The organism is Terrabacter sp. FW104-15G4B (assembly GCF_058790095.1).
The window spans coordinates 21,853-47,634 of the sequence record NZ_JBYTCI010000018.1 but is presented as its reverse complement, the minus strand read 5'-3'; the positions used below and the strand labels follow the sequence as shown (position 1 = coordinate 47,634).

Annotated in this window: 23 protein-coding genes; 11 read left to right on the top strand and 12 right to left on the bottom strand. The window is 73.4% G+C overall.

Annotation, left to right across the window (positions count from 1 at the left end; genetic code table 11):
* The coding region (locus tag AC3WRT_RS14295) for a hypothetical protein (RefSeq protein ID WP_492722972.1) at positions 1–1,134 on the bottom strand (1,134 nt) is incomplete at its 3' end.
* Positions 1,135–1,248: 114 nt separating this feature from the next.
* On the bottom strand, positions 1,249–2,277 hold the full coding sequence (locus tag AC3WRT_RS14290) for a hypothetical protein (RefSeq protein ID WP_492722971.1): 1,029 nt from the start codon (positions 2,275–2,277) through the stop codon (positions 1,249–1,251).
* Positions 2,278–2,497: 220 nt separating this feature from the next.
* Here AC3WRT_RS14290 and AC3WRT_RS14285 point away from each other — a divergent pair, with 220 nt between their 5' ends.
* The 7 genes from AC3WRT_RS14285 to AC3WRT_RS14255 all read left to right on the top strand — a co-directional run bounded on the left by AC3WRT_RS14285 (position 2,498) and on the right by AC3WRT_RS14255 (position 10,790).
* The gene (locus AC3WRT_RS14285; RefSeq protein WP_492722969.1) at positions 2,498–2,698 is read left to right on the top strand and encodes a helix-turn-helix domain-containing protein; all 201 of its coding nucleotides are present in this window, start codon (positions 2,498–2,500) and stop codon (positions 2,696–2,698) included.
* Between the two features lie 73 nt (positions 2,699–2,771).
* On the top strand, positions 2,772–4,088 hold the full coding sequence (locus AC3WRT_RS14280) for an SWIM zinc finger family protein (RefSeq protein ID WP_492722967.1): 1,317 nt from the start codon (positions 2,772–2,774) through the stop codon (positions 4,086–4,088).
* Entirely contained in the window at positions 4,085–5,605 is a 1,521-nt protein-coding gene (locus AC3WRT_RS14275) for a DUF5691 domain-containing protein (RefSeq protein ID WP_492722965.1), read from the top strand. Before AC3WRT_RS14280 ends, AC3WRT_RS14275 begins: the two co-directional genes overlap by 4 nt.
* Complete coding sequence (locus AC3WRT_RS14270) at positions 5,602–6,699, top strand: ATP-binding protein (protein WP_492722963.1); 1,098 nt, start codon at positions 5,602–5,604, stop codon at positions 6,697–6,699. The genes AC3WRT_RS14275 and AC3WRT_RS14270 overlap by 4 nt, the downstream gene beginning before the upstream one ends.
* Before the next feature lie 2 nt (positions 6,700–6,701).
* Entirely contained in the window at positions 6,702–8,924 is a 2,223-nt protein-coding gene (locus AC3WRT_RS14265) for a DUF5682 family protein (RefSeq protein WP_492722961.1), read from the top strand.
* On the top strand, positions 8,921–10,087 hold the full coding sequence (locus tag AC3WRT_RS14260) for a VWA domain-containing protein (RefSeq protein WP_492722959.1): 1,167 nt from the start codon (positions 8,921–8,923) through the stop codon (positions 10,085–10,087). The genes AC3WRT_RS14265 and AC3WRT_RS14260 overlap by 4 nt, the downstream gene beginning before the upstream one ends.
* 43 nt (positions 10,088–10,130) lie before the next feature.
* Complete coding sequence (locus AC3WRT_RS14255) at positions 10,131–10,790, top strand: uridine kinase family protein (protein WP_492722957.1); 660 nt, start codon at positions 10,131–10,133, stop codon at positions 10,788–10,790.
* Here the strand turns inward: AC3WRT_RS14255 and AC3WRT_RS14250 are convergent.
* From AC3WRT_RS14250 to AC3WRT_RS14240, 3 genes are all read right to left on the bottom strand, one after another.
* Positions 10,771–11,277: a DinB family protein gene (locus AC3WRT_RS14250; RefSeq protein WP_492722955.1), complete on the bottom strand. Its 507-nt coding sequence runs from the start codon at positions 11,275–11,277 to the stop codon at positions 10,771–10,773. The genes AC3WRT_RS14255 and AC3WRT_RS14250 overlap by 20 nt on opposite strands.
* A complete protein-coding gene (locus AC3WRT_RS14245; RefSeq protein ID WP_492722953.1) occupies positions 11,274–11,906 on the bottom strand; it encodes a thymidine kinase in 633 nt (210 codons plus the stop codon). The genes AC3WRT_RS14250 and AC3WRT_RS14245 overlap by 4 nt, the downstream gene beginning before the upstream one ends.
* 155 nt (positions 11,907–12,061) lie before the next feature.
* Entirely contained in the window at positions 12,062–12,514 is a 453-nt protein-coding gene (locus AC3WRT_RS14240) for an SRPBCC family protein (RefSeq protein ID WP_492722951.1), read from the bottom strand.
* Between the two features lie 295 nt (positions 12,515–12,809).
* On the opposite strand from AC3WRT_RS14240, the gene AC3WRT_RS14235 reads away from it, so the two are divergent.
* Positions 12,810–18,347 carry an ATP-binding protein gene (locus AC3WRT_RS14235; RefSeq protein WP_492723034.1) on the top strand — a complete coding sequence of 1,846 codons (5,538 nt, stop codon included), beginning with the start codon at positions 12,810–12,812 and terminating at the stop codon, positions 18,345–18,347.
* 152 nt (positions 18,348–18,499) lie between these two features.
* Positions 18,500–18,658, top strand: a complete 159-nt coding sequence (locus AC3WRT_RS14230) for a hypothetical protein (RefSeq protein ID WP_492722949.1) — start codon at positions 18,500–18,502, stop codon at positions 18,656–18,658.
* 151 nt (positions 18,659–18,809) lie between these two features.
* Here AC3WRT_RS14230 and AC3WRT_RS14225 read toward each other — a convergent pair whose 3' ends face one another.
* The 6 genes from AC3WRT_RS14225 to AC3WRT_RS14200 all read right to left on the bottom strand — a co-directional run bounded on the left by AC3WRT_RS14225 (position 18,810) and on the right by AC3WRT_RS14200 (position 22,264).
* Positions 18,810–18,947, bottom strand: a complete 138-nt coding sequence (locus AC3WRT_RS14225) for a hypothetical protein (protein WP_492722948.1) — start codon at positions 18,945–18,947, stop codon at positions 18,810–18,812.
* An 82-nt stretch (positions 18,948–19,029) separates the two neighbouring features.
* The gene (locus tag AC3WRT_RS14220; RefSeq protein WP_492722946.1) at positions 19,030–19,875 is read right to left on the bottom strand and encodes a hypothetical protein; all 846 of its coding nucleotides are present in this window, start codon (positions 19,873–19,875) and stop codon (positions 19,030–19,032) included.
* Positions 19,876–19,975: 100 nt separating this feature from the next.
* Positions 19,976–20,545 (bottom strand): RNA polymerase sigma factor, encoded by a 570-nt coding sequence (locus tag AC3WRT_RS14215; protein ID WP_492722944.1) that lies wholly within the window; start codon positions 20,543–20,545, stop codon positions 19,976–19,978.
* A 51-nt stretch (positions 20,546–20,596) separates the two neighbouring features.
* A complete protein-coding gene (locus AC3WRT_RS14210) occupies positions 20,597–20,926 on the bottom strand; it encodes a DUF6510 family protein (RefSeq protein WP_492722942.1) in 330 nt (109 codons plus the stop codon).
* 13 nt (positions 20,927–20,939) lie between these two features.
* Positions 20,940–21,602 carry an FAD-binding oxidoreductase gene (locus AC3WRT_RS14205; RefSeq protein ID WP_492722941.1) on the bottom strand — a complete coding sequence of 221 codons (663 nt, stop codon included), beginning with the start codon at positions 21,600–21,602 and terminating at the stop codon, positions 20,940–20,942.
* Between the two features lie 62 nt (positions 21,603–21,664).
* Entirely contained in the window at positions 21,665–22,264 is a 600-nt protein-coding gene (locus AC3WRT_RS14200; RefSeq protein WP_492722939.1) for a sulfite oxidase-like oxidoreductase, read from the bottom strand.
* A gap of 121 nt (positions 22,265–22,385) precedes the next feature.
* Here AC3WRT_RS14200 and AC3WRT_RS14195 point away from each other — a divergent pair, with 121 nt between their 5' ends.
* Both AC3WRT_RS14195 and AC3WRT_RS14190 read left to right on the top strand, forming a co-directional pair.
* Positions 22,386–23,183 carry an enoyl-CoA hydratase/isomerase family protein gene (locus AC3WRT_RS14195; protein ID WP_492722937.1) on the top strand — a complete coding sequence of 266 codons (798 nt, stop codon included), beginning with the start codon at positions 22,386–22,388 and terminating at the stop codon, positions 23,181–23,183.
* Positions 23,180–24,718: a fatty acyl-CoA synthetase gene (locus AC3WRT_RS14190; RefSeq protein WP_492722935.1), complete on the top strand. Its 1,539-nt coding sequence runs from the start codon at positions 23,180–23,182 to the stop codon at positions 24,716–24,718. The genes AC3WRT_RS14195 and AC3WRT_RS14190 overlap by 4 nt, the downstream gene beginning before the upstream one ends.
* A 30-nt stretch (positions 24,719–24,748) precedes the next feature.
* Here the strand turns inward: AC3WRT_RS14190 and AC3WRT_RS14185 are convergent, their stop codons facing one another.
* Entirely contained in the window at positions 24,749–25,729 is a 981-nt protein-coding gene (locus AC3WRT_RS14185) for a YdcF family protein (protein WP_492722933.1), read from the bottom strand.
* Between the last annotated feature and the right edge of the window lie 53 nt (positions 25,730–25,782).

Below are 25,782 nucleotides of genomic sequence, written 5' to 3'. Positions count from 1 at the left end.
GGGCACCGTCTGCCCGGCGACGAAGTTGAGGTTGGACGAGGCCGGCCGAGCCGAACCGCTGGCGTATGCCGTCACGAAGCCCTTCGTCGCGGGCTGGGTCACCGTGACGTTGAGGACCACCGCCGACACCCCGGACGACGGCACCCCACCACGACCGGCCACCTGCAGCGAGACCGTGGTGGACGGCGCGACCGCCGCGGCCGGAGCCCCGATGCCTGACCGGGTGTCGAGCAGCCTGGCGGGGGTGAGCGACCGGAAGGCTCCGGCCAGCGTCGGCGTCCCCGCGAGGTGGTAGCCGGAGACGTCGGCCAGCAGCTGGACCGTGCCCGCCGAGTCGTTGTAGAGCGCGACCTGGCCGTCGGCTCCGACCGGCGCCACGACGAGGTTGGGCACCGTCTGCCCGGCGACGAAGTTGAGGTTGGACGTCGCGGGCCGCGCGGCGCCGTCGGCGTAGACCGTGAGATGACCCTTGTCGGCCGGGTCGGTCACCGTGACGTTGAGGACGACCGACGAGACGCCGGATGCCGGCACCCCACCTCGACCGGCCACCTGCAGGCGGACCACGCCACGCGCGGCGACCCTCGCCGCCGGAGCGCCGACGCCCGACCGGGTGTCGAGGAGCCGCTGCGGTGCCAGCGACCGGAAGGCCCCGGCCGCCGTCGGCGTCCCCGAGACGTAGTAGCCCGAGACGTCGGCCAGCAGGTGCACCGTGCCGCCCGACCCGTTGTAGAGCGCCACCCTCCCGTCGGCCCCCACCGGCGCCACGACGAGGTTGGGCACCGTCTGCCCGGCGACGAAGTTGAGGTTGGACGAGGCCGGCCGAGCCGAACCGCTGGCGTATGCCGTCACGAACCCCTTCGTCGCCGGCTGGGTCACCGTCACGTTGAGGACCACCGCCGACACCCCGGACGACGGCACCCCACCACGACCGGCCACCTGCAGCGAGACCGCGGTCGACGGTGCCACCGCCGAGGCCGGCGCGCCGAACCCCGACCGCGTGTCGAGCAGCCTGGCGGGGGGCAGCGAGGTCAGGGTCCCTGGCGCGGTGGTGGCTGCTGCCGCCTCCAGGGGGGCGGCGGGCACGGCACCGGACGCTGCGGGGTCGAGGACCGGGAGCCCGATCAGCAGGGCCACGGTCAACAGCGAGGCGGGGAGGACGGCGCGAGGAGACCACGGGATTCGCATGACTGCACAACTTCCCTGGAAGGGCCGGGGTCGGCGTCACCGCCGCCCCCTTTCTCCCGAAAACTACCGGTTGTGGCAGTTCGCGTCCTGTTCAAGTGGAGGAGCGGCGGCCACCACGACGGGCTTCGTGCGGCCCGGCGGCTCCGCGGTGACGGGCCAGTGACCGAGCCAGGTGGAGCGGTCACTGACGTAGGGCGCGACCAGCTCGACGAGTCCTGGGTCTGCCGTCCCGGCAAGCGCCCCCGCGGCGATCCGGCGAGCGGCGCCGGCGAGGAAGTCGGCGAGCTGCACCCTTGGGTCGTCCTGGGAGTCGACGAAGCTGATGCCCTCGAGCAGGTGGGAGGACGCGTGGGCGGACGCGGCGACCGCGGTCCGGATCGCTGCGTCCGTGAGGGTGGCCTGCACGTCGTGCACGATCCAGAGCGGCCGCCCGACCGCTCCCCAGTGGCGCAGGACGTCCGTGAGCGCCGGCACGATCGGGTCCAGCCCGCCACGGCCGCGTGCGACGAGCGCCAGCAGACCCTCGGCGTCGGCAGGGACGGCGTGCGCCAGGACTGTGGCCACGCCGGCCACCCTCGCCAACCCCCGCCGCAGGGCTGCTGCGCTCGCCGTCGCCTGGTCGAGGGAGCGCGCTCGCACCAGGTCGTTGAAGTCCGCGAGGACGACCTCCCACGCCTCCCGACCCACCCGCTCCGTCGACCACCGGTGCAGCGCCTTCGCCTGCGCCTCGAGCTGCGAGCCCGGGGCCAGCCCGTCGAGGAGGGCGATCATCCGACCGGTCAGGTGGAGCGCCTTGTCCGTGAGGTGCACGTGGGCCCGTCCCAGCAGGGGGCCGTCCGCCCCCAGGAGCCACTCGAGCAGACGCCGGTTCTGCGGGCGGAGGACGACGCTGGCCTTGACCTCCGTCGCGGGCGACCGGGCCTCGAGGCGCACCCGCTCGATCGTCCCCAGGGCCGCCGTCGTGGACACGTCGACGCTCGCATGCGCGAAGGTGTCGGTGCTGCCCCGGACGAGTTTCTCGCCCTCCGAGCCCGACTCGTCGCACGCCACCTCCAGGAGGGTGTCGGGGTGCGGGAGGGCAGCGGGCGGCATACCCCCATCCTGCGTCGGGCGGGCCGAGGCGCAACCGACTTTGCCCGCGTGGCGATCCGGCACCCGGCCTGTGCCGTCGTGCGCCCGAAGGATCCGGCCGCAACGACCCTGCGACGCGCCCGGAGCCGCTAGGTTGGCGAGGACCGCGCGGGGGCGCGGGACAGGGGGCGACACCATGGCGGCGACAGGCTCATCCCGCAGCGACCGCGACAGCGAGCACATGGCACCGTACGAGGTGGCTCGGATCTTCCGGGTCTCGCCCGCCACCGTCACGCGCTGGGCGCGCGTCGGCCTGCTGCCCTCGACCCGCACGGCCGGCGGCCACCGCCGCTTCGAGCGGACCCACGTGATGGCGCACCTCGAGCGGCTCCTCCGCGAGGGCGACGCCGACCGCCTGCGCAGCGCGATCGGCGACGGCTGAGCGGGTCCGCGCCGACACCGCACACGCCGGTCGGCCCGTGAGTGTGGGACGTGTCGGTCATGATGTGCGAGTCATGACGCGATCGACCCGATGGACCGCAGCCCAGGTGGCCGGCCTGGCCCCCGACGCCTCGTCGCTGGCTGCTGCCCGCAGGCTCGCCCGCCCGGGTCCGTGGTCCGACACCGGGTCGACCGAGACGTTGCTCTGGGGCAAGTGCCAGGGGTCGGGCAAGACGCCCTACCAGGTGAGCATCGACCTCGCCGGGCCCGACTTCCGGTGCTCGTGCCCCAGCCGCAAGTTCCCCTGCAAGCACGGGCTGGCACTCCTGCTGCTCTGGGTCGACGGCGCGGGGTCGGTGGCCGATGCCGCCGAGGCAGCCGGCTTCGCGCAGGAGTGGGCGGCCGAGCGGTCGGCCCGCGCCGAGGCGAAGGCGGCGGGCGACGCCGCCCGCCCCACGCGTACGCCCGACCCCGCCGCGGCGGCCAGGCGGCTCGAGGAGCGCCTCGCCCTCATGGACGGCGGCATGGACGACTTCGCCCGCTGGCTCACCGACCTGGCCCGCAGCGGCACGGCGTCGGCGCGCTCGCAGTCCTACGCGTGGTGGGACGGCACCGCCGCGCGCCTCGTCGACGCCCAGCTGCCGGGACTGGCCGACGACGTGCGCTCGGTCGGCGGCGCTGTCAGCGGGCGACCCGACTGGGCCGAGCGGCTGCTTGTCGCGATGGGTCGCTGGTGGACGGCCACGCGGGCGTGGGCCGCGCGCGAGGTGCTCGGAGAGGCGCAGCTGGGAGACCTGCGGGCCTACCTCGGGTGGGCGATGACCACCGAGTCCGTACGCGCGGCCGACGCGGTCACCGACCGCTGGCTCGTTCTCGGCGCCCACCGCAGTGACGACGGGCGCCTGCAGCAGCAGCGCACGTGGGTGCGTGGCGCGGCGACCGGCGAGACACTCCAGGTGCTCGACTTCGCTGCGGGTGGGCAGGTGCTGCCCGTGGCGCGCGTGGTGGGTTCGAGCCTCGACGCGACGGTGGCCCGCTACCCGGGCGCCGCGGTGCGGCGCGCCCTGTTCGTCGACGAGCCGGCCGTGGCCGACGACAGCGTGCGTATGCCGTCCGGTGCGACCCTGCAGGACGCCCGGTCCGTCGCCGCGCAGGCCTGGGGCCTCAACCCGTGGGCCCGCCGGGTGCCGGTCATCCTGGACGACCTGTGCGTCGGCGTCGACCGCGTCGTCGACTCCGAGGGGTCGAGCATGGCGCTCACCGACGACGCCGACGTGTGGCCGCTGCTGGCCCTGACCGGCGGCCGGCCGGGCCGGGTCTTCGGCGAGCTCGAGGAGTCGCGGCTGCGACCGCTCACCGTGGTCGTCGACGACGAGGTGGTGGGCCTGTGAGCGACGTCGACACGTGGTGGCGCGACGTCGGCAAGGCCGCGCTGCTCGGCACGGGCCGCCGACCGGTCCCGCCCCTGCCCGACCTCGGCCGAGCCGGCGTCCATCAGCGGCCTTCCGAGGGGCAGCGGGAGCAGGCGCTGCTCGACGCCGCTGCCCTGGGCTGGGCGGCCGTTCGCGCCGGACGGCGACTGGACCGGGACGAGCCACCGGACCCGGCCCCCGACGACCGGCGTCCGGCCGCCCCGCGGCGCGCCGTCCAGCTGCTCGAGCTCGTCATGACGCAACCGCCGGCGGGGGCCCAGCAGCGCACGGCCCTGCTCGTCCACTGGCTGCGGGCCGCCGACGACGCCGTCTGCCGGGTGCCGCACCTCCTGCTGCCGACACTGCTGGCGCTGGCCACCGCGAGCCGCGAGCTGCGCCGGCCGACGGCGGCGGTGCTCGGAGAGCGCGGGCTCTGGCTCGCGGGGCTGCGCGCCGAGTGGTCGTGGGTGGCCGACGTGGCGTCGGGCGCCGAGGCGCGCACGGCGTCGCACGGCCACGGCACCGCTCCGACCCTGGAGGAGTGGGCTCGCCTGCCCTCGCAGGATCGTCTCGTGGTGCTGGCCGAGGTGCGCGCCGACGACCCGGCACTGGCCCGCCAGCTCGTGGCCGGCACGTGGTCCACGGACCCCGCGCGCGACCGGCGCGACCACCTCGAGGCCCTGCGCATCGGGCTGGGGCCGGAGGACGAGCCGCTCCTCGAGGCCGGCCTCGACGACCGCGCCGGGGCCGTGCGCGAGATGGCCGCGACGCTGCTCGACGCGCTGCCCGGCTCGGCCCGCGCCGCCCGGATGGCCGAGCGGCTGCGTCCCCTCGTCCGGCGCACCGGCCTGCTCGGTCGCGGCCTCGAGGTGGCCCTTCCGGACGAGCCCGACCCGAGCGGCGTCCGCGACGGCCTGGGCAAGCCGCCACCGCGGCGCTCGGCCCGCGGGTGGTGGCTCGAGCAGATCTGCGTCGGCGCCCCGCTCGAGACCTGGGCCGAGCTGGCCGGCGCCGAGCCGGCGGCCGTGGTCAAGCGTCTCACCGACGCGCAGGCGACGGACGCGCTGGCCGGCATACGACGTGCCGTGCGGGCCCGACGCGACCCCGAGTGGGCTGCAGCCCTGCTCGAGCGGGGCTGGGACCCGACGATCGTGCCCGCTCTCCCCCGCGAGTCCCGCGAGCGCGCCGTACTGGCCCGACTGGACGCGACGAGCCACCTGCCACCCCACGCCGCCTCCATCATCGCGGCCTTCGAGGCCCCGTGGTCCCCGGACTTCAGCGTCGCGCTCGTGTCCCGGCTGCGCTCCTACCAGGCCGGCTCGACGATCGTGAGCGGGACGATGCCCTACCTCGTCGCCGGACTGCACCCCGCGGCCCTCGACCCCCTCCAACGCTGGATCGAGTCGACCGGCGCCGACCAGACCCTCACGACCAACCTGCGCAACCTGCTCCAGTTCCACTCCGTCAAGCGATCGATCACCGAGGCCTTCAGATGAGCGATTCACCTTCTCCCACCACGGTTCTGCGCGCCCACGCCGAGGACGCGTATGCCGCCGAGCTCACCGCACTGGCTGCCTCCGACGACCGGCCGCGGCCCCCGCGCTGGCGTCTCTCGCCGTGGGCCGTCACGACGTACCTGCTCGGTGGCATCCTCGAGGACGGCACCGAGATCACGCCGAAGTACCTCGGGTCGCGCCGGCTCATGGAGGTCGCGGTGGCTTCGCTCGCCACCGACCGCGCCCTGCTGCTCCTCGGCGTCCCGGGGACGGCGAAGACGTGGGTCAGCGAGCACCTCGCGGCTGCCGTCAGCGGCTCGTCGAGGCTCGTCGTCCAAGGCACGGCCGGCACGCCCGAGGAGTCGCTCCGCTACGGCTGGAACTACGCGCGGCTGCTCGCCGAGGGCCCGACCCGGGGGGCCCTCGTACCGAGCCCCGTCATGCGAGCCATGGAGACGGGCACCCTCGTGCGCATCGAGGAGCTGACCCGGATCCCGGCCGACGTGCAGGACGCCCTGATCACGATCCTGTCCGAGAAGCACCTTCCGATCCCCGAGCTCGACTCGGAGGTGCAGGCGCAGCAGGGCTTCAACGTCATCGCCACCGCAAACAACCGCGACAAGGGCGTCAACGACCTGTCGTCGGCGCTCAAGCGCCGCTTCAACACCCTCGTCCTGCCGCTGCCCGACACCCTCGAGCAGGAGGTCGAGATCGTCCGCACCCGGGTCGACTCCGTCGGCCGCTCCCTCGAGCTGCCGCCCGGCCTCGAGTCGCTCGCCGAGATCGAGCGCGTCGTCACGATCTTCCGTGAGCTGCGCTCGGGCGTCACGGCAGACCAGCGCACGACGGTGAAGTCTCCCTCCGCGACGCTCTCGACGGCCGAGGCCATCTCGGTGATGACCAACGGACTGTCCCTCGCCGCCCACTTCGGCGACGGCGTCGTGCGGGCCGACGACGTCGCGGCCGGCCTCGTCGGCGCGGTCGTCAAGGACCCGGTCCAGGACCGCATCGTCTGGCACGAGTACCTCGAGACCGTTGTCAAGGACCGCAGCGAGTGGACCGACCTCTACCGCGCGTGCCGCGAGCTGGGCTGAGCGTGAGCAGCCCTCTCGAGCAGGTGCGGGTCGAGGTGCTCGGTGTCCGGCACCACGGACCGGGCTCCGCGCGCTCAGTTGCGCGCGCCCTCGACGAGCTGGTGCCCGACCTCGTCGTCATCGAGGGTCCACCCGAGCTCGACGCACTCGTCCCGCTCGCCGCCGACCCCGACCTCGTGCCCCCGGTGGCCGGGCTCGTGTATGCCGTCGACGAGCCGAGGAGGGCGGCGTTCTACCCCTTCGCCGCCTTCTCCCCCGAGTGGGTGGCGCTGCGGTGGGCCGTCGAGCACGGGGTCGACGTCCGCTTCGCAGACCTGCCGGCGACGCACTACCTCGCCGACGACCCCGAGCAGGCACCCCGCCGTCCGGGCCGGCGCGTCGACCCGATCACCGCCCTCGCCTCGGCCGCCGGCTACGACGACCCCGAGCGCTGGTGGGAGGACGCCGTCGAGCACCGGCGCACCTCGTCCCTCGCCCACTTCGCCCACCTGCGCGAGGCCATGGAGGGCGTACGCGGCAACCTCGAGGTCGACGACGACGACCGACGAGAAGCCTTCATGCGCAGGGTGATCCGCGCCGAGATGCGCGGCGGGCGCGAGCGCATCGCCGTCGTGTGCGGCGCGTACCACGCCCCCGCGCTCGACCCCGCGGCGTTCCCCCCGGTCAGCCGCGACAACGCCCTCCTCAGCAAGCTGCCCAAGGTCAAGGTCGCCGCCACGTGGGCACCGTGGAGCTCGGAGCGGTTGTCGTATGCCAGTGGCTACGGCGCCGGGGTCCGCTCGCCGGGGTGGTACCACCACCTCTTCGTCACGCCCGACGAGGAGGTCGTGCCCTCGTGGTTCGTCCGGGTGGCGCGGGCGCTGCGCGGCGAGAACCTCGACGCGTCGACCGCCTCGGTCGTCGAGGCGACGCGGCTGGCCGGGGCGCTGGCGGCCGTGCGCGGGCGCCCCTCCGTCGGCCTTGCGGAGCTGACCGATGCGGCGCGGGCAGTGCTGACCGAGGGCGCCGACCTGCCCCTGCGGATGGTCGACCGCACCCTCGTCATCGGCGAGGAGCTGGGCCGGGTGCCCGACTCGACCCCGATGGTGCCGCTCGCGAGCGATCTGGCGAAGCAACAGAAGTCCTTGCGCCTCAAGGCATCCGCCACCGCGGCCGTCGTCCAGCTCGACCTGCGCCGCGAGTCGCAGCTCGCCCGGTCGGTGCTGCTGCACCGGCTGACGGTCCTCGGCGTGCCGTGGGGCACCGAGGTCGACGCGGGCCGCACGACCGGCACGTTCAAGGAGGCCTGGGAGCTCGAGTGGACCCCCGAGCTGGCCGTGGCCGTCATCGAGGCGAGCCTCTACGGCACGACGGTCCGCGGCGCCGCCGAGTCCCGCATCGCCGAGGAGGCGCGAGAGGCCGCCGACCTCGGGGTGCTCGGGCGGCTCATCGAGGAGTGCCTGCTCGCCGACCTTCCGGAGGGGCTGCGCGCCGTCGTGGCGGCCCTCGCCGACCGCACCGCCCGGCAGCACGACACCCGGGCCCTGCTCGAGACGGTCGAGCCGCTGGCCCGCACCTGCCGCTACGGCGACGTGCGCGGCGTCGACGTCGCGGGCGTCGCCCACGTGCTGCATACCGTCGTCGTGCGGGCCTCGGTGGGGCTGCGCGCCGCCTGCTCCAGCCTCGACGACGACGGCGCAGCCGCCATGCGCACGGCCCTCGAGGCCGCCGACCGGGGCGTCGCGCTCCTCGACCGCGACGACCTGCGCACCCCTTGGACCGAGGCGCTCGTCGCTGTCGGCCGGGACGAGTCGATCCATGGCGCCGTGGCGGGGCGCGTCAACCGGCTGCTCCTCGACGGCGGCCAGCTCACGCACGAGCAGGCAGCGGCGCGGCTCAGCCGGCGCCTTTCACCCGGCACGCCGGCACCTGCTGCGGCGGCCTGGCTCGACGGCTTCCTCACCGGCGAGGCGCTCCTGCTCGTCCACGGCGACGACCTCCTCTCGATCATCGACGAGTGGCTGGTCGGGGCGACGGAGGAGGCGTTCGAGGACCTCCTGCCCCTCGTGCGCCGCACGTTCTCGCGCTACCAGCCCGCGGAACGCCGCCTCATCGGGACGCACCTTCGAGACCTCGCTAGCGGTACGCATTCACAAGCGGCGACGGGTAGCTCCCTCGACCTCGACAAGGCAGCCCCCGCGATCGCGGCGGTCGCCCGCCTGCTCGGCCTGGAGGTGGCGTCATGACCGACCGCGACCGGCTGACCCGGTGGCGCCTCGTCCTCGGCGGCGAGCAGTCCGACGGCATCGGCGAGGCGGCCGGGCTCGACGCCGACGACCTCAAGAGGGACGAGGCGCTGAGGGAGCTGTACGACGGCGAGCGCCGCAGCGGCCTCGGGGCGTCGGCACCCAGGGTCGCACGGTGGCTCGGCGACATCCGCGGCTACTTCCCGTCGTCGATCGTGCAGGTCATGCAGCACGACGCGATGGACCGCCTCGGGCTGACACAGCTGCTCCTCGAGCCAGAGCTGATGGAGGCCGTTCAGCCCGACGTCAACCTCGTCGCGACGCTGGTCGGCCTCGGCCGGGTCATCCCGGAGCGGTCCCGCGCGACAGCGCGCGCCGTCGTCCGCGTCGTCACCGACCAGCTCGAGGAGCGGCTGCGAGCCGAGACGGTGCAGGCCGTCACCGGCGCCCTCAACCGGGCGGCCCGCACCCGGCGCCCCAGGTCGTCCGACATCGACTGGAACCGCACCATCGCGGCGAACCTCAAGCACTACCAGCCCGAGCACGGCACCGTCGTGCCCGAGCGCCTCGTCGGCTACGCCCGGCGGGCCCACCGCGTCGAGCGGCGGATCATCCTCTGCATCGACCAGTCCGGCTCGATGGCCGAGTCGGTCGTCTACTCCAGCGTCTTCGGCGCGGTGCTCGCCTCGCTGCGGTCGGTCGAGACGAGGCTCGTCGTCTTCGACACGGCCGTCGTCGACCTCACCGACGAGCTCGACGACCCCGTCGACGTGCTCTTCGGCGTGCAGCTCGGCGGCGGCACCGACATCAACCAGGCTCTCGCCTACTGCGAGGGCCTGGTCGAACAGCCCGGCGAGACGATCCTCGTGCTCATCAGCGACCTCTACGAGGGCGGCATCGCCGAGGAGATGGTGCGCCGCGCGTCCTCGATCGTCGCGTCCGGTGCCACCATGGTCGCCCTCCTCGCCCTCAGCGACTCGGGCCGCCCGAGCTTCGACGCCGAGCACGCAGCGGCGCTCGCGGCCGTCGGGGTGCCCGCCTTCGCCTGCACACCCGACCAGTTCCCCGGGCTCATGGCGACCGCCATCGAGAAGGGCGACATCGCCGCCTGGGCTGCCTCCCACGACATCGTCACGACCCACGAGTCCGCCCCGGAAGGCTGACCGCGGCTCGTCCTCGCGAGCAGCCGGACGGCATACTCGCGCCATGCGACTGCACCCCGAGGAGCCCGAGGCAGGGCCGTGGCGCCCTGTCGACGACGACGAGCTCGGGGCGCTGCTCCGCCGGCTGCTGCCGGACGGGCGTGGCGTGGTGCTCGTGGACGGCAGGTCGGGCAGCGGCAAGACCACCTTCGCCACGCGGCTGGCCGACCTGCTCGATGGCGCCGTCGTGCACAGCGACGACCTGTCGTGGAACCACGACGCGGTCGCCTGGGACGACCTCGCCGTCGCCCACGTCATCGAGCCGTGGAGCCGGCACGAGGCGGTCGAGTTCCGTCCGCCGGCGTGGGTCGAGCGAGGTCGTGATGGCGCCGTCCGGCTGCCCGCGGGCGTACGCGTTCTCGTCCTCGAAGGGGTCGGCGCGGGTCGCGCGTCGCTCGCCGCCCACGCCGACGCGGTGGTGTGGGTGCAGTCGGACCGTGACGAGGCCCGCGAGCGCGGGCTCCGTCGGGACGTCGAGCTGGGTCGCACCCCCGAGGAGGCCGTGCGGTTCTGGGACGAGTGGATGGGCACCGAGGAGCCCTTCCTCGCGCAGGACCGTCCGTGGGAGCGGGCCGACCTGGTCGTGGGATCGAGCGATGCCGTGCCGGCGCCGGAGTCCACGACGGTGGCGCCCGGCCCGGCGGTCAGGACGCTTCGGCGCTGAGGATCTGCTCGCGCAGGATGTCGGCGTGCCCGCAGTGCTGAGCGAGCTCGCGCAGGACGTGCAGGTAGACCCAGCGCAGCGGCAGGGGGCCACGGCGGTTGCCGTGCAGCAGGTCGTCGAGATCCAGGGCTGCGACCGCCTGGCGAGATGCCTCGCACGCCTGCGCGTGCGCCGCCCGGACCGAGGCGATGGTGTCGCGGTCGTGCAGGTCGAAGGACTCGTCAGGACTGGCCACCAGGCCCAGCTGCTCTCGGGAGCGGCAGGTGACGGCCTCGTCGAACCACACCCGCTCGACGAACGTCGCGTGCTTGAGGAGTCCGAGCAGCGTGGTCTTCGACGGCACCAGCGAGCGGCGGGCCTGCTCCTCGGTCAGTCCTTCCATAGAGTCGCCCAGGGCGATGCGGTGCTCGTCGAGAAACGCCTCGAACTGCACCTTCGCCGGTGCGTCGATCACGGCCTCGAAGCCCGGTGCAGCGGAGTGGGTCACTCGCGGATCATGGCAGAGGTGGCCCCGGGTGCGGGCCGGACGAAGCACGAGCGGCATCGAGCCTCGTAGGTGAAGGTGCCGTCGTCGGGGAGCGCCTCCGAGCCACCGAGGTGCTCGAGGAACGGCTCTCCCGCGCGGAGCACCTGGGTGTGCGTGGCGCTGAAGTCGCGGCACTGGTCACACACCGCGCGCCGGTAGCTCACGGTGTCGGGTCCGAGCTCGAGGAGGGCTCGCACGGGCGCGAAGAGCTCACCCCGGTGGTCGAGATCGATGCCGGCCAGCACGACGCGGGTGCCGCGGCGCAGCAGCTGGCCGATGACCTCGACGTCGGCGAGGCCGAACATGTGCACCTCGTCGACGGCCACGACGTCGAGCTGCTCGTCGAGAGCGGCGTGCAGGCTGGCGACCTTCGTCGTCGCGAGCTCGCCACCGCTGCGGGAGGTGACGCCCGTGTCGCGCACGTGCCGCTCGGACTGGTAGACGCGGTGGCGCACCCGCGTGAACTGCAGTGGCGACAGCATCGAGATGAGGGCGAGGCTCTTGCCCGACTTCATCGGGCCGAGGACGACGTCGAGCGACACCTGCGAAGCGGTGCGGGCGGCTGGTCTGACGTCGTCGATCGTGGTCACGGATGGCAACGCTATCGGCCGCCGGTGTCAGTCCTGGCGGCCCGGGTCAGCGCCCGCAGCCGTTCCGGCCGCTCACACGCGTCGTGCCCGCCGGGTCTGCTTGACCCGACGGGCACGACGACTGGATGGAACGAGTACGCGGGGATCGCGCGTGCTCAGACTTCCCCGCGCCAGGCGCCGGTCTCGGTGCCGCGCTCCTCGATGAACCGCTTGAAGTCCTTGGCCGAGGCGTCGACCTGGCGCTGGTCGATGCCGGCGGCCGCGCCGGCTTTCTCGACGACGCCGGCCGGCTCCCAGCCGAGGGCGATGTCCACGCGGGTGCGGTCCGGGCCCAGGGGCTCGAACGTGACGCGACCGGTGTGGCCGTCGGTGTCACCGCCGGTGCTGCGCCAGGCGATGACCTGGTCCGGCACCTGCTCGGTGATCTCCGTGTCGAACTCGCGCTGCACGCCGCCGACCTTGACCACCCAGTGGGTCTGCGTGTCCGTGGTCTGGGTGATCGACTCGACGCCGTCCATGAAGTGGGGGAAGGACTCGAACTGGGTCCACTGGTCGTATGCCGTGCTCACCGGGACGTCGACCTCGATGGACTTGGTGACCGTGCTCATTCTGTGCTGGTCCTCTCCGTGCTGACGCGACGGGCGTGTCCCGTCACTCGTCATGCAATTCCCTACCCCGCCGCTTCGCGCCGTAGACGCAGCGCACCCAACGTTGGACAGCACCGTTCCGGAGCCCGATCGCACGCGGTCCGCGCTCCCCCCGCTGTCGGTCCGCGCATCGACCCCGGCACAATCGCAGCCACGTCTACTCGCGGGTCGCCACCTTTGAGTGGAAGGCTGCGGGTGTGGCGTGACGAAAGCCACTCGCCCACCGGGCGTCGGCACGACGAAGGAGACCTGCTCGATGATCTCGCGGATCGCGATCGTCAACCGCGGCGAGGCTGCCATGCGCCTCATCCACGCCGTACGCGACCTCAACGCCGCTGCGGGCCCGGACGGCCACCGCATCGAGACGATCGCCCTGCACACCGAGGGTGAGCGGCGGGCGATGTTCGTCCGCGAGAGCGACCACGCATACGACCTCGGGCCGGCATCGGCGCGGCCCTACCTCGACCTCGCGGTCCTCGAGCGGGCCCTGCGCGAGACGAAGGCCGACGCGGCCTGGGTCGGCTGGGGTTTCGTCGCCGAGGACCCCGCCTTCGCGGAGCTGTGCGAGCGCGTCGGCGTCACCTTCATCGGCCCGAGCCCGGACGCCATGCGCAAGCTCGGCGACAAGATCGGCAGCAAGCTCATCGCCGAGGAGGTCGGCGTGCCCGTCGCGCCGTGGAGCCGCGGCGGCGTCGACACCCTCGAGGACGCGAAGGCCGCGGCCGCTCTCATCGGCTACCCGCTGATGCTCAAGGCGACTGCCGGCGGTGGCGGCCGCGGCATCCGCCGCGTCGACTCCGACGCCGACCTCACCGACGCCTACGAGCGCACCCGCGACGAGGCACAGCGGGCCTTCGGCTCGGGCGTGGTCTTCCTCGAGAAGCTCGTCACCGGAGCCCGCCACATCGAGGTCCAGGTCATCGCCGACACCCACGGCACGGCGTGGGCCGTCGGCGTGCGCGACTGCTCGGTGCAGCGCCGCAACCAGAAGGTCATCGAGGAGTCCGCCTCCCCGGTGCTCACCCTCGAGCAGGCCGACGAGGTGCGGGCGAGCGCCGAGCGCCTCGCCGTCGCCGTCGGCTACGCCGGCGCCGGCACCGTCGAGTTCCTCTACCACCCGGGCGAGCAGTTCTTCGCCTTCCTCGAGGTCAACACCCGCCTGCAGGTCGAGCACCCGATCACCGAGGTCGTCACCGACACCGACCTCGTCAAGCTGCAGATCCACGTCGCGAACGGCGGGCGCCTCGACGAGCTGCCCGGGGGCCGGCCCACCCAGCGCGGGCACGCCGTCGAGGCCCGACTCAACGCCGAGGACCCCGACCGCGACTTCGCCCCGTCACCCGGTCGGATCAGCCTGCTCGACTTCCCTGCCGGCCCGGGCATCCGCGTGGACACCGGTGTGGGAGAAGGCGACTCGATCCCCGCCGACTTCGACTCGATGATCGCCAAGATCATCGCGCACGGCCGCGACCGCGACGAGGCGCTCGCCCGCCTGCGCCGCGCCATGGCCGAGACGACCGTCGTCATCGACGGCGGCTCGACGAACAAGAGCTTCATCCTCGACCTGCTCGAACAGCCGGAGATCATCGACGGCTCGGCGGATACCGGCTGGATCGACCGCGTCCGCGCCGAGGGCCGCCTCGTCCTGCACCGCCACTCGGGCGTCGCGCTCGTCGCCGCCGGCATCGAGGCCTACGAGGACGCCGAGGCCATCGAGCGGGCGCGCCTGTTCGAGTCTGCGCGCGGCGGCCGTCCGCAGGTGCAGCACACGGTCGGCCGCGCCATCGACCTCAAGCTGCGCGGCACGGCCTACAAGGTCATGGTCCTGCGCACCGCGTCGCACCGCTACCGGGTCGCCATCACCAACGGCGGCGAGGCGCACGTCGTCGACGCGACGCTCGACCGCATCGACGAGTATGCCGGCCGCATCGTCGTCGAGGGACGCGCGCACCGCCTCGTCACCGCCACGCACGGTCCCGTGCACCTCGTCGAGGTCGACGGCGTCACGCACCGCGTCTCCCGCGACGAGGGCGGCGTCGTGCGCTCCCCCGCACCCGCGCTCGTCGTGGCGACGCCCGCCCGGGTCGGCGACGAGGTGGCCGCCGGCGCTCCGGTGCTCGTCCTCGAGTCGATGAAGATGGAGACGGTGCTGCCGGCCCCGTTCCCGGCGCGGGTGCGTGAGCTGCTCGTTTCCGTCGGCAGCCAGGTCGAGACCGGAGCCCCGCTCGTGCGGCTGGAGCCGACCGGCGAGGGCGCCGAGGTCGCGGAGGTTGCCGCCACCGAGAGTGTCGACCTCGACCTGCCCGACTCGAGCGCCGGCCGCGCGACCGTGCGCGAGCGCGTCGACCGCGGCATCGATGACCTCTCCGCCAGCGTGCTCGGGTTCGACGGTGACCCGAGCGGCGACCGGCAGGTGCTCAACGGCTACCTGACGGCTCGAGACGAGCTGGCCGCCGGGGGCACGATCCCGCTCGAGGAGGAGATCGCGGTCCTCGAGCTGCTCACCGACTTCGCCGAGCTGAGCCGCAACCGGCCGGCCGCCGAGGAGCGCCACACCGAGCTGCTCGTGCACAGCCCGCGCGAGCACTTCCACTCCTACCTGCAGAGCCTCGACGTCGACCGGGCCGGACTGTCGGCGGACTTCCGCGACAAGCTCGCCCGCGTGCTGCGCCACTACGGCGTGGCGGACTTCGAGCGCACCCCGGACCTGGAGGAGGCGGTCTTCCGCATCTTCCTGGCCCAGCAGCGCACGGCGCCGGAGGTGCAGGTCGCGACGTCGGTCCTGCAGCGCTGGCTCGCCGAGCCGATCCCGGCGCCCCCGCTCGATGCCTCCGCCCGCGACGCGCTCGACCGTCTCGTCGTCGCGACACAGCTGCGCTTCCCTGTCATCGGCGACCTCGCCCGCAGCGTCCGCTTCCGCTGGTTCGACCAGCCGCTCGTCGACGAGGAGCGCGAGAGCGTCCTGGCCGGGGTGCGTGACAAGCTCGCCTCCCTCGCGGCCGAGCCGGATGCACCCGACCACGCCGAGCGGGTCGACGAGCTCGCCGCCATCCCGGAGCAGATCGTGCGCTTCCTCGCCGAACGGCTGCACGACGGCGCCCCGCAGCGCCTGCCCGAGCACGAGCCGATGCTCGAGGTGCTCATCAAGCGGCACTACCGCGAGCACGAGCTGCACGGCCTGCACACCTTCACCGAGGGCGGCCGTCCGTTCGCGACGGCCGACTACACTCTCGACGGCCGTCCGACCCACCTGACCTCGACCATCGGGGCCGTCGACGAGCTGGTGCCCGACAGCGCCCTTGACGCCGCGGTGTCCAACGACGTCTGGGCGCGCCCCGAGCGCCACCAGTCCGTCGTCGACCTCTACCTGCGTTGGCCGCAGGAGCCCGAGTCGCCCGACGTCGCGAGTGAGCAGCTCGCGGCGCAGCTCCAGCAGCTCCCCTTCGCCCAGGACGTACGCCGGGTGGCCGTCGCCGTGAGCGCCGGGCACGGGCGACCGGTCGGCTACTTCACCTTCCGTCCGGTGGGCGGCACGCTTGTCGAGGACCGGCTCGTCCGTGGCGTCCACCCCATGGTGGGGCGCCGGCTCAACCTGTGGCGACTGACGGCATTCGACGTCACCCGGCTCGCCGCTCCTGATGACGTCCTGCTCTACGAGTGCGTGGCCAGGGACAACCCCGACGACCACCGTCTCGTCGCCCTCGCCCAGGTGCGCCAGATCGTCGTGGTGCGCGACGAGTCCGGCCAGGTGACGGGGCTGCCGCACGTGGAGCGCGCGATCACCAACTGCCTGGAGGCGATCCGCCGCGTCCGGGCCGGCCGGGGCCTGCGGGCCTCCAAGCTCGACATGAACCACGTCTGGGTGCAGATCTGGCCGACCATCGAGGCAGACCTCGGCCAGCTGACGGCGCTGCAGGGCAAGATCGCCCCCGTCACCGCCGGTGCGGGCATCGAGGAGGTGCTGGTGCAGGCCAACGTGGCGGGCGCCCCCGGTGAGGCCCCGATGCCGATCGCGGGCCGCTTCTTCTACCAGCCCGGCTCCGGGGTCACGAGCACCCTCGGGACACCGCCCACCGAGCCGCTCAAGCCGCTCGACGACTACGCCTCCAAGGTGGTGCGAGCCCGCCGCCGCGGCCTCGTCTACCCCTACGAGCTGCAGTCGATGATCGCCGGCGACGGTGGCTCGGTCGTCGAGCACGACCTCGACGACACGGGCGCGCTTGTGCCGGTCGACCGTCCCCAGGGCCTCAACAAGGCCGGCATCATCGTCGCGGTCGTGAGCTCGCCGACGGTGCGCCACCCCGAGGGCGTCCGCCGAGTCGTGCTGTCCGGTGACCCCCTGCGCTCGCTCGGCTCGGTCGCCGAGGCCGAGTGCGCCCGCATCATCGCCGCCATCGACCTCGCGGAGTCGATGCAGGTGCCTCTTGAGTGGTACTCCCTGTCCGCCGGTGCCCGGATCTCGATGGACTCCGGCACCGAGAACATGGACTGGGTCGCTCGGGCCCTCAAGCGGATCATCGAGTTCACGCAGACCGGCGGCGAGATCAACATCGTCGTCGCCGGCATCAACGTCGGCGCCCAGCCCTACTGGAACGCCGAGGCGACGATGCTCATGCACACCAAGGGCATCCTCGTCATGACGCCCGACAGCGCCATGGTCCTCACCGGCAAGCAGTCGCTCGACTTCTCCGGCGGCGTCTCGGCCGAGGACAACTTCGGCATCGGCGGCTACGACCGCGTCATGGGCCCGAACGGCCAGGCGCAGTACTGGGCCAAGGACCTCGCCGGCGCCCGCGCCATCCTGATGGCCCACTACGAGCACGCGTACGTCAGCCCGGGCGAGTCCGGGCCGCGGCGCGTCTCGACGAACGACCCGTCCGATCGTGACGTGACGACCTACCCGCACACCCTGCCGGACTCGGGGTTCACGACGGTCGGCGACATCTTCTCGCCGCTGACCAACCCGGACCGCAAGAAGCCGTTCGACATCCGCACCCTGATGCGGGCCGTCTCCGACCAGGACCACGAGCCGCTCGAGCGCTGGGCCGGCATGGCCGACGCCGAGACGGCCGTCGTGCAGGACGCCCACCTCGGCGGCATCCCGGTGTGCCTCATCGGCATCGAGTCCAAGTCGGTGCCGCGCCGCGGCTTCCCGCCCACCGACGGGCCCGACACCTACACGGCCGGCACGCTCTTCCCGCGGTCGAGCAAGAAGGTGGCGCGCGCCATCAACGCGGCGAGCGCCAACCGGCCGGTCGTCGTGCTCGCGAACCTGTCCGGCTTCGACGGCTCACCCGAGTCGATGCGCAGCCTGCAGCTCGAGTACGGCGCCGAGATCGGCCGGGCCATCGTCAACTTCGAGGGCCCGATCGTCTTCACCGTCGTCTCCCGCTACCACGGTGGCGCGTTCGTCGTCTTCTCCAAGACGCTCAACCCGCGCATGACGGTGCTCGCCATCGAGGGGTCGTTCGCGTCGGTGCTCGGCGGCGCTCCCGCCGCGGCCGTCGTCTTCTCCCGTGACGTCGACGCCCGCACGGCGTCCGACCCGCGGGTGACCGAGCTCGAGGGCCGGCTCGCGGCGTCCTCGGGAGTCGAGCGCGCGCGCCTCGCCACCGAGCTGGCCGAGCTGCGCAGCTCGGTGCGGTCGGAGAAGCTCGGCCAGGTCGCCGCCGAGTTCGACGCGGTGCACAGCATCCACCGAGCCGTCTCCGTCGGCTCGGTCGACGCCGTCATCGACCCGCACGAGATGCGTCCGCGCATCATCGCTGCCATCGAGGAGCGGTTGAGGCCCTGACAACGCCGCACCGAGCGTAGGGCTAGCCCAACCCGTCGAAGACGTCCGTGAGCGTGGCCGCACCCGGATCCCGGGGCGGCCACGCGACTACCACGTCTCCCGGGCCATGACGCCCATCCACTCGTCGTCGGGCCGTCGGGGTCGAACATGACGTGACGCTGGCTCCGGTGCTCCTCGATGGCGGCGAGCATGCGCGGCAGGTCCTCGTGGGTGCGCACCGTGATGCCGATGAGCTCGTCGGGGATGCCCCGGAGATGATGGACGCGGGTCGGGTCCCCGGGCTCGAGGCCGGCACGGAGCGCCGACGCTGACCCAACGCGTACTCCCGCATGGGGACGCCGCCGAAAAGAAGGCGTCGGAGCCCCCGGCCTCCCTCTTCGCGCACGAGGCGGAACGCCTCGGCGGTCACCTCGCCGAGCACGACGTGGTCGGGGTGACCCGTGACCCCGTCCGGGCCGAACGTCACGACGACGGGCCGCTCGTCGCGCAGGAAGTCCGCGAGCGGAAACCCGGTGCGGCGGCGTGACGCGCCACCGTGCCGTACATCGCATAGCACTCGTCGTCCGGGTGCGCCCAGACCCCGGCCAGCGTCATGCCCATGCGTCGATGGTGACAGACCGGGTCCGGCGTGGCACCGGTTGCGGCACGAGGGGCAGAGCGGTCGGCGTCTCCCAGCCGCGTGTCAGCGCACGACGGTCTGGCTGGGGTCGGCAGTCGGCGAGGTCCCGGGCACCGGCGTACCCGTGCCGGGCACTGGGGTCGATGGACTCGTCGACGGCGACGAGGGCTGGTGGCTCGGTCCGCCGGTCGGCCCGTCCGACGGCTCGTCGTTCGCGTCGTCCGACGGCTTGCCGGTCGGGTGGCCGGTCGGGTGGCCGTTCGGTGCGTCGCTCTGCTTGCCCGTGGCGTGGTCCGTCGGCTTGCCGCCGGGGTGGTCCGTCGCCTTGTCCGTCGGCTTGCCATGACCGTTGCCACCACCCTTGTTGCCCTTGGCTCCCGGCGCGAGGACGTCGGCGCAGAACGCCGCGACGTGGTTCGCACCACCGGCGGCCTTGACGAGGTTGGTGAAGGCGACGGACGTGTCGGCGTTGCCCTGCGTGCCGGGATGCTTGGAATGTGCCTGCCAGGCCGTGCACAGGCCGTGCTTGGCCGGCCCACTGGCGTCGGGTCCCTCAGGCGTCGCGGTCGTGCTGACCTGAGGCGCCGCCACCGTGCTGACCGCAGCCGGTCGTGGCTGGACAGCACCGGGCACGCCGGAGCCCGCCGGGACCGCGCCGCCGTTCGGCACGTGGGCGGAGACCAGCACCACCGTGCCGACGCCGACGAGGCCGGCCGCCACTCCACCGAGCGTGGCGCCGAGCTTGGCGCCGAAGGCGGTCGCGAACATGGTGTGTCTCCTTGGTCTCGCCGGCTGGTGTGCGGCACGGGCCCGGAACTCGGCGAGCGCCGGGCCCATGCCGTCGAGCTCGCGCTCGCTCGGCGGGGCCGTCAGCGCCCGGGTCACCGGGGCGAGGGACGGGTCGCGCATCGGGTCGCGCCCCGGCTCGCCCCGGTGGTGCCCGGAGGGAGAGCCGGTAGCGCCGTCAGAGCGCCCTCGGACCCTCTCCTGCCGCCAGTACGTGCCCATGTCACTCACGAAGCGCAGCCACGTCGGCCAGCGTTACACCCGCAGGGGCGACCAGACTCGCCAGCGTGCGCAGGCCCCGGTGGGCGGCAACCCGGACGGCGCCGGGCGTGCGCCCCAGCACGTCCGCCACCTCGCCCACGGACAGGCCGCCCAGGACCCGCAGCAGCACCACCTCCGCCTGAAGCGGCGGCAGCCGGCGCACGAGGGCCACGGCCTCCTGCGTCGACAGCGTGTCGACGACGTCGTCCGCGCAGTCCCGGACCGTCGCGACCCAGCTCGTGGCATGCCGGCCGAGCCGAGCTTCGCGTTCCCGTCTTCGGGCAGCATCGACTGCCCTGCGACGTGCGGTCGTGAAGACCCAGGCCCGCCACGCCATCTCGTCACCCCGAAAGGTGCCGAGCCCTCTGACGACGGTCAACCACGTCTCCGCGGCCACCTCGTCAGCGGTGTCTCCCCCGAGACCCAGGTAGCGCAGCAGGGGTGGGTTGAGGTCGCGCCACAGCTGGGCGAACGCGGCCTCGTCACCGTTCTGTGCGCCGGCGAGGGCGGTCTCGAACTCCGCGCCGATCACGGCCCCAGTCTGGACCGCTTCGGTTCGCCGTGACCGGGTTTCGTCGGTATGTCAGGTCTGGGCGGAGGCGTCCTGCTGCTCCTCGCCTACCACGGGCGGAGCGGGCACGCGCAGCGAGGTGACGCCGCCGAGGTCCAGCCACACGGCGTCTGGGGTGCGCACGACGCGGAGCAGCACGTCGTCGCAGCCGGGGCACCGGCCGACCAGGCCGGGCTCAGGCCCGTAGACGTGCAGCGCAGCAACCGCGGTCGTCGAGCCGCACCCCCTGCAACGTGCCAGGGCGGCCGTGACGTCGAGGGCGAAGAGCTCAGAGAGCGGCCCGGCCATGAGGTTGCCGTCCCAGTCCGCAGGTGCGCGCTTGGTGTCGTCGGGATTGGTCATGGTGCGAGCCTCCTCACGGGCCGCTCGGCCCGAATCGCTCTGTCCTGATGTGGTCGGCCGGGTGGCCGAGCCCGACGAGCAGGTCCGCAGCGGCCTCGACGAAGCCGGTCGGTCCGCAGACGTAGCAGGTGGGCTGGTCCGCCGGGAGCCAGCCGGGCGTGAGGAGGTCGTCCTCGTGCAGCCGCCCGGCGGGTCGCGGGCCGGCCTCGGGCGCACGTCGCGTGTGGACGAGGTGCACGTCGACGCCGTCCGCCGCAGCAAGGGCCGCGAGCTCGTCGTGGTAGAGCACGTCGTCGGGCGCACGCACCGAGTAGACGAGCCGGAAGGGTGGCGCCGAGCCGTCCCGCGCGCGGAGCATCGACATCAGGGGCACGAGGCCGGACCCACCGGCGACGAGCAGCACCGGACCGGATTGCACTGTGCGCCAGACGAACCAGCCACCGACAGGTCCGCGCAGCTGCACCGAGTCACCGACCGCGAGACCGTCGGCGAGGAAGCTCGAGACCTCGCCGTCCCGGATACGCTGCACGGTCAGCTCGACGCGGTCGCCGAGCGCCGGGGCCGCGACGGAGTAGCTGCGGGTCGCTGTGTAGCCGTCCGGCGCGGTGAGCCGCACGTCGACGTGCTGCCCCGGCAGGTGCCCGGGCCAGCCGTCGACGTCGAGCACGAGGGTCACGGCGCTGTCCGTCTCGGGACGGCGCTCGACGAGCGTCGCCGCCCGCCATGCGCGCCGGGCGCTCAGTCCCCCTGGTACCGCTGCTCGCGCCATGGGTCGCCGTAGTCGTGGTAGCCGAGCTGCTCCCAGAAGCCGGGTGAGTCCTCGAGCGTCAGCTCGATGCCGCGCACCCACTTGGCCGACTTCCAGAAGTAGAGGTGCGGCACGAGCAGCCTTGCGGGGCCGCCGTGCTCCGGGTGCAGGTCCTCGCCGTCGTAGGAGTAGGCGATCCAGGCCCGGCCGTCGAGGAGGTCCTCGAGCGGGAGGTTCGTGGTGTAGCCGCCGTAGCTGTGCACCATGGCGAAGTCGGCGGCCGTCTCGACGTCCACGAGGAGGGTCTCGAGCGAGACGCCGCGCCACTCGGTGCCGATCTTCGACCAGCTCGTGACGCAGTGGATGTCGACGGTCACCGTGTCCGCCGGCAGCGCCAGCAGCTCCTGCCACGACCACGTGTGCCGTGTGCCGTCCTCCGTGGCGACCCACAGCTCCCACTCGTCGTGGTCGACCTGCGGCGTCGGTCCGGCCGAGAGCACCGGGAAGTCGCCGGTGAGGTGCTGACCGGGGGGAAGCCGTTCGTCACGGTCGCGTGGACGGCCTTGGAAGCCTCGCGTCACGAAGTCCATGCCCAGTGACTGTACGGGCCAACGGGCCCCGTGCACACGGCATACGCCACATGGGAGTCAGCGGCGACGCGACCTCCCACGGTTGTCCCCAATCCGGGGACTCGGGAGGCAGGATGAACTCGTGACGACGACGGTGCCGATGATGTCGGTGTCGGACGGCGTGGCCACGATCCGGCTGTCGCGCCCCGACGCGGGCAACGCCGTGGACCTGCCGGCCGCGATCGCGCTGCGCGAGGCGGTCGGTGAGCTCGCGAACGGCCTCGACCGGGTCCACGTCGTCGTGCTGCGGGCGGAGGGCCGGCTCTTCTGCGCGGGCGGCGACGTCCGAGCCATGGCCGCGGCCCACGACCGGCCGGCCTTCGTGACGGAGCTCGCCGGCGTCCTGCACGAGGCGCTCGAGGCGCTGCGCTCGCTGCCGGTCCCGGTGGTCGCCGTCGTGCAGGGTGCCACGGCTGGAGCGGGGATCGGTCTCGTCCTGGCTGCGGACGTCGTGCTGGCCGCCGACCGCGCGACGTTCGTGGCGGCCTACCCCTCGGTCGGTCTGTCTCCCGACTGCGGCGTCAGCGCGCTGCTCCCTGCGGTGGTCGGGGCCCGACGCGCCGCGCTCTTCCTCCTCACCGGCACGCCCGTCGACGCGGCCACGGCCCTCGACTGGGGGCTCGTGACCGAGGTGTGCCCGGCGGAGACCCTCGACGCCCGCGCGGGCGAGGTCGTCGCCGCCATCGCCGCTCTTCCGCGCCAGGCGGTCGGCGAGGCAGCCCGCCTGCTGCGCCGGTCGGGCGAGCGCACGTATGCCGCGCAGCTCGCCGACGAGGCCGACACCATCGCGCGCCTCTCCGGGGGCGCCGAGACGGGCGCCCTCCTCCAGTCCTTCCCCAGCCCAGCCCCCCGCCGGCCGACCAATGGAGCCACGCCATGAGCGTCACCACCTCGAGCACCGTCGACGGCATCGTCCGCCGCAGCGCAGCCCGTCACCCCGACCGGGTGGCGCTCGTCTTCGACGACCGCACGTGGACGTATGCAGCCGTGGACGACGCCGTGTCCCGTGCGGCCGCCCACCTGCTGGGTCTCGGGCTGGTCCGCGGTGACCGGGTCGCCACCGTGGGGCTCAACTCCGATGCCTACCTGCTCGCCTACCTCGGCTGCGCCCGGGCGGGACTGGTCCACGTGCCGATCAACTACGCACTCACCGGACCCGAGCTCACCTACCTGCTGCGCGACTCGGGGGCCCGGGTGGCGCTGGTGGACGTGGCGCTGCGGGAGTCGGTCGAGGCGGTCCGCGGTGACACCGCCCTCGAGCAGGTGCTGCTGCTCCACGGCGGCGACGACGCGGTGCTCCCCCTATGGAGCGAGGGAGACGTGCCGGCCATCGATGCCGAGAGCGACGACACCGACCTCGTCCAGCTGCTCTACACCTCCGGCACGACGTCGCAGCCGAAGGGCGCGATGATGACGCACCGTGCCCTCGTCCACGAGTACGCCTCGTGCATCGTCGGCCTCGACCTGCAAGAGGACGACGCGCCGCTGCACTCGATGCCGCTCTACCACTCCGCCCAGATGCACGTCTTCCTGCTGCCCTACCTCGCCGTGGGCGCGACGAACCACCTGCTGACCCGGCCCGACGTCGCGACCATCCTCGACCGCGTCGAGGAGGACGGCATCGGTTCGCTCTTCCTCGCCCCGACGGTCTGGGTCCCGCTGTCGAACCACCCGGCCCTCGAGACCGCCGACCTGTCCTCGCTGCGCAAGGCGTACTACGGCGCCTCGATCATGCCGGTCCCGGTGCGCGACCGCCTCCGGCAGCTGCTGCCCGAGCTCGGCTTCTGGAACTGCTTCGGCCAGTCCGAGATCGGCCCACTCGCGACCGTGCTGCGGCCGGAGGAGCACGCCGGGCGCCCGGAGGCGTGCGGCCGCACCGTGCTCTTCGTCGAGGCCCGCGTCGTCGACCCGGAGGGCTCCGACGTCGCGGCCGGCGAGCCGGGCGAGCTGCTCTACCGCTCACCGCAGCTGTGCACCGGCTACTGGAACAAGCAGGACGCCACGACCGAGGCGTTCCGCGACGGGTGGTTCCACTCGGGTGATCTCGTGACCCGCGACGACGCCGGCTACCTCACCGTCGTCGACCGCATCAAGGACGTCATCAACACCGGCGGCGTCATGGTCGCCTCCCGTGAGGTCGAGGACGCGCTGTACACGCACCCGGCCGTCGCCGAGGTGGCGGTCATCGCGACGCCGCACGAACGATGGGTCGAGGCAATCACGGCCGTCGTCGTGCTGCGCCCCGGGCAGACCGTGACCGACACCGAGCTCATCGACCACGCCCGCGCGACCCTCGCGCCGTTCAAGCTGCCCAAGGCGATCCACTTCGTCGACGAGCTGCCCCGCAACCAGAGCGGCAAGCTGCTCAAGCGGGTGTTGCGCGACGAGCTGGCGCATCCGGCCGCCACGCCCTGACCCAGCCGCTGGGCGTCAGCCGCTTGGACGTCAGCCCGGGACCGCGGCATACGCGAGCACGGCCGTGACGGCCGCCCAGGCGCCGAGGCCCGCGAGGTTCGTCCGCGGGTGGAGGGTGAGGGCCGCGATGAACTCGCGGAGGAAGGCGCTCGGCACGAAGTACCACGCCGTCGGGGCCCCGGTGACGTCGGCGTCGAGGCCCAGGCTGCGGGTCAGCAGCGCCGAGCGACCGGCGTGGTAGGCGCTCGTGACCACCCGCACGTGCCCGGCCTCGTCGGCGCCCCGGGCGCGCAGGATCTCACGGGAGAGCAGCAGGTTCTCCTCCGTCGTCGTGGCGCGGTCCTCCGTCGCCACGCGCTCCGGTGGGACGCCGTGGGCGACCAGGTATGCCGTCATGGCCACGCCCTCGGCCATCGGCTCGTCGTCCCCCTGCCCGCCGCTCGGGACGACGAGAGGGTCGTGCCCGCGGGAGCGTTCTCCGCGCCAGGCCTCGAGGGCCGCATCCAGGCGGTGGGCGAGCAGCCGCGGGACGGTGCCGTCCACCAGCCCCGAGCCGAGCACGATGACGGCCGTGGGCGCCGGCCGCGGACGACGACAGCCGTAGGCGAGGCAGTAGAGCAGGTAGCTGAGCGCGGCGAGGCCCGGGTAGCCGGGCAGCAGCAGGACGACGCCGGCCAGGACGCTCGGGCCGGTCGTGCCGGACCCGACGACGACCAGACCGGCGACCGTCGCGGTGATCGTGACGACGCCCAGCACGAAGGCGATCACGTTGATGCGGTTGCGGCCGGCCGGCCGCAGGAGCCGGAGGCCGTTGCCGAGGAAGAGCAGGCCCAGCAGCACGGCTCCCACGCTCGGCAGGACGAGCGGGTCCACGCCGGCAGCCGCGACTGCCGCCCAGAGGGCGCCGACGAGGAGGACCCCGACGCGCCATCGCCGCGGTTCGGTGCGTGCGGCGAGGATCGCGAGACCCAGGAGCGCCACTGCGAGGACGAGGTCGACGAGCGGGCGCATGCCACGAGCATGCACGCTCGGACAGTTCGTCGCGAAACCGGCTGGTAGCGAGA

What these genes read in the sequence shown, in the direction of transcription:
- AC3WRT_RS14210 (WP_492722942.1), bottom strand. Translation starts at nt 20,926, where the DNA reads ATGACCAATCCCGACGACACCAAGCGCGCACCTGCGGACTGGGACGGC.
- AC3WRT_RS14240 (WP_492722951.1), bottom strand. Translation starts at nt 12,514, where the DNA reads ATGAGCACGGTCACCAAGTCCATCGAGGTCGACGTCCCGGTGAGCACG.
- AC3WRT_RS14185 (WP_492722933.1), bottom strand. Translation starts at nt 25,729, where the DNA reads ATGCGCCCGCTCGTCGACCTCGTCCTCGCAGTGGCGCTCCTGGGTCTC.
- AC3WRT_RS14255 (WP_492722957.1), top strand. Translation starts at nt 10,131, where the DNA reads ATGCGACTGCACCCCGAGGAGCCCGAGGCAGGGCCGTGGCGCCCTGTC.
- AC3WRT_RS14285 (WP_492722969.1), top strand. Translation starts at nt 2,498, where the DNA reads ATGGCACCGTACGAGGTGGCTCGGATCTTCCGGGTCTCGCCCGCCACC.
- AC3WRT_RS14235 (WP_492723034.1), top strand. Translation starts at nt 12,810, where the DNA reads ATGATCTCGCGGATCGCGATCGTCAACCGCGGCGAGGCTGCCATGCGC.
- AC3WRT_RS14220 (WP_492722946.1), bottom strand. Translation starts at nt 19,875, where the DNA reads ATGCGCGACCCGTCCCTCGCCCCGGTGACCCGGGCGCTGACGGCCCCG.
- AC3WRT_RS14280 (WP_492722967.1), top strand. Translation starts at nt 2,772, where the DNA reads ATGACGCGATCGACCCGATGGACCGCAGCCCAGGTGGCCGGCCTGGCC.
- AC3WRT_RS14260 (WP_492722959.1), top strand. Translation starts at nt 8,921, where the DNA reads ATGACCGACCGCGACCGGCTGACCCGGTGGCGCCTCGTCCTCGGCGGC.
- AC3WRT_RS14200 (WP_492722939.1), bottom strand. Translation starts at nt 22,264, where the DNA reads ATGGACTTCGTGACGCGAGGCTTCCAAGGCCGTCCACGCGACCGTGAC.
- AC3WRT_RS14290 (WP_492722971.1), bottom strand. Translation starts at nt 2,277, where the DNA reads ATGCCGCCCGCTGCCCTCCCGCACCCCGACACCCTCCTGGAGGTGGCG.
- AC3WRT_RS14190 (WP_492722935.1), top strand. Translation starts at nt 23,180, where the DNA reads ATGAGCGTCACCACCTCGAGCACCGTCGACGGCATCGTCCGCCGCAGC.
- AC3WRT_RS14270 (WP_492722963.1), top strand. Translation starts at nt 5,602, where the DNA reads ATGAGCGATTCACCTTCTCCCACCACGGTTCTGCGCGCCCACGCCGAG.
- AC3WRT_RS14225 (WP_492722948.1), bottom strand. Translation starts at nt 18,947, where the DNA reads ATGGGCATGACGCTGGCCGGGGTCTGGGCGCACCCGGACGACGAGTGC.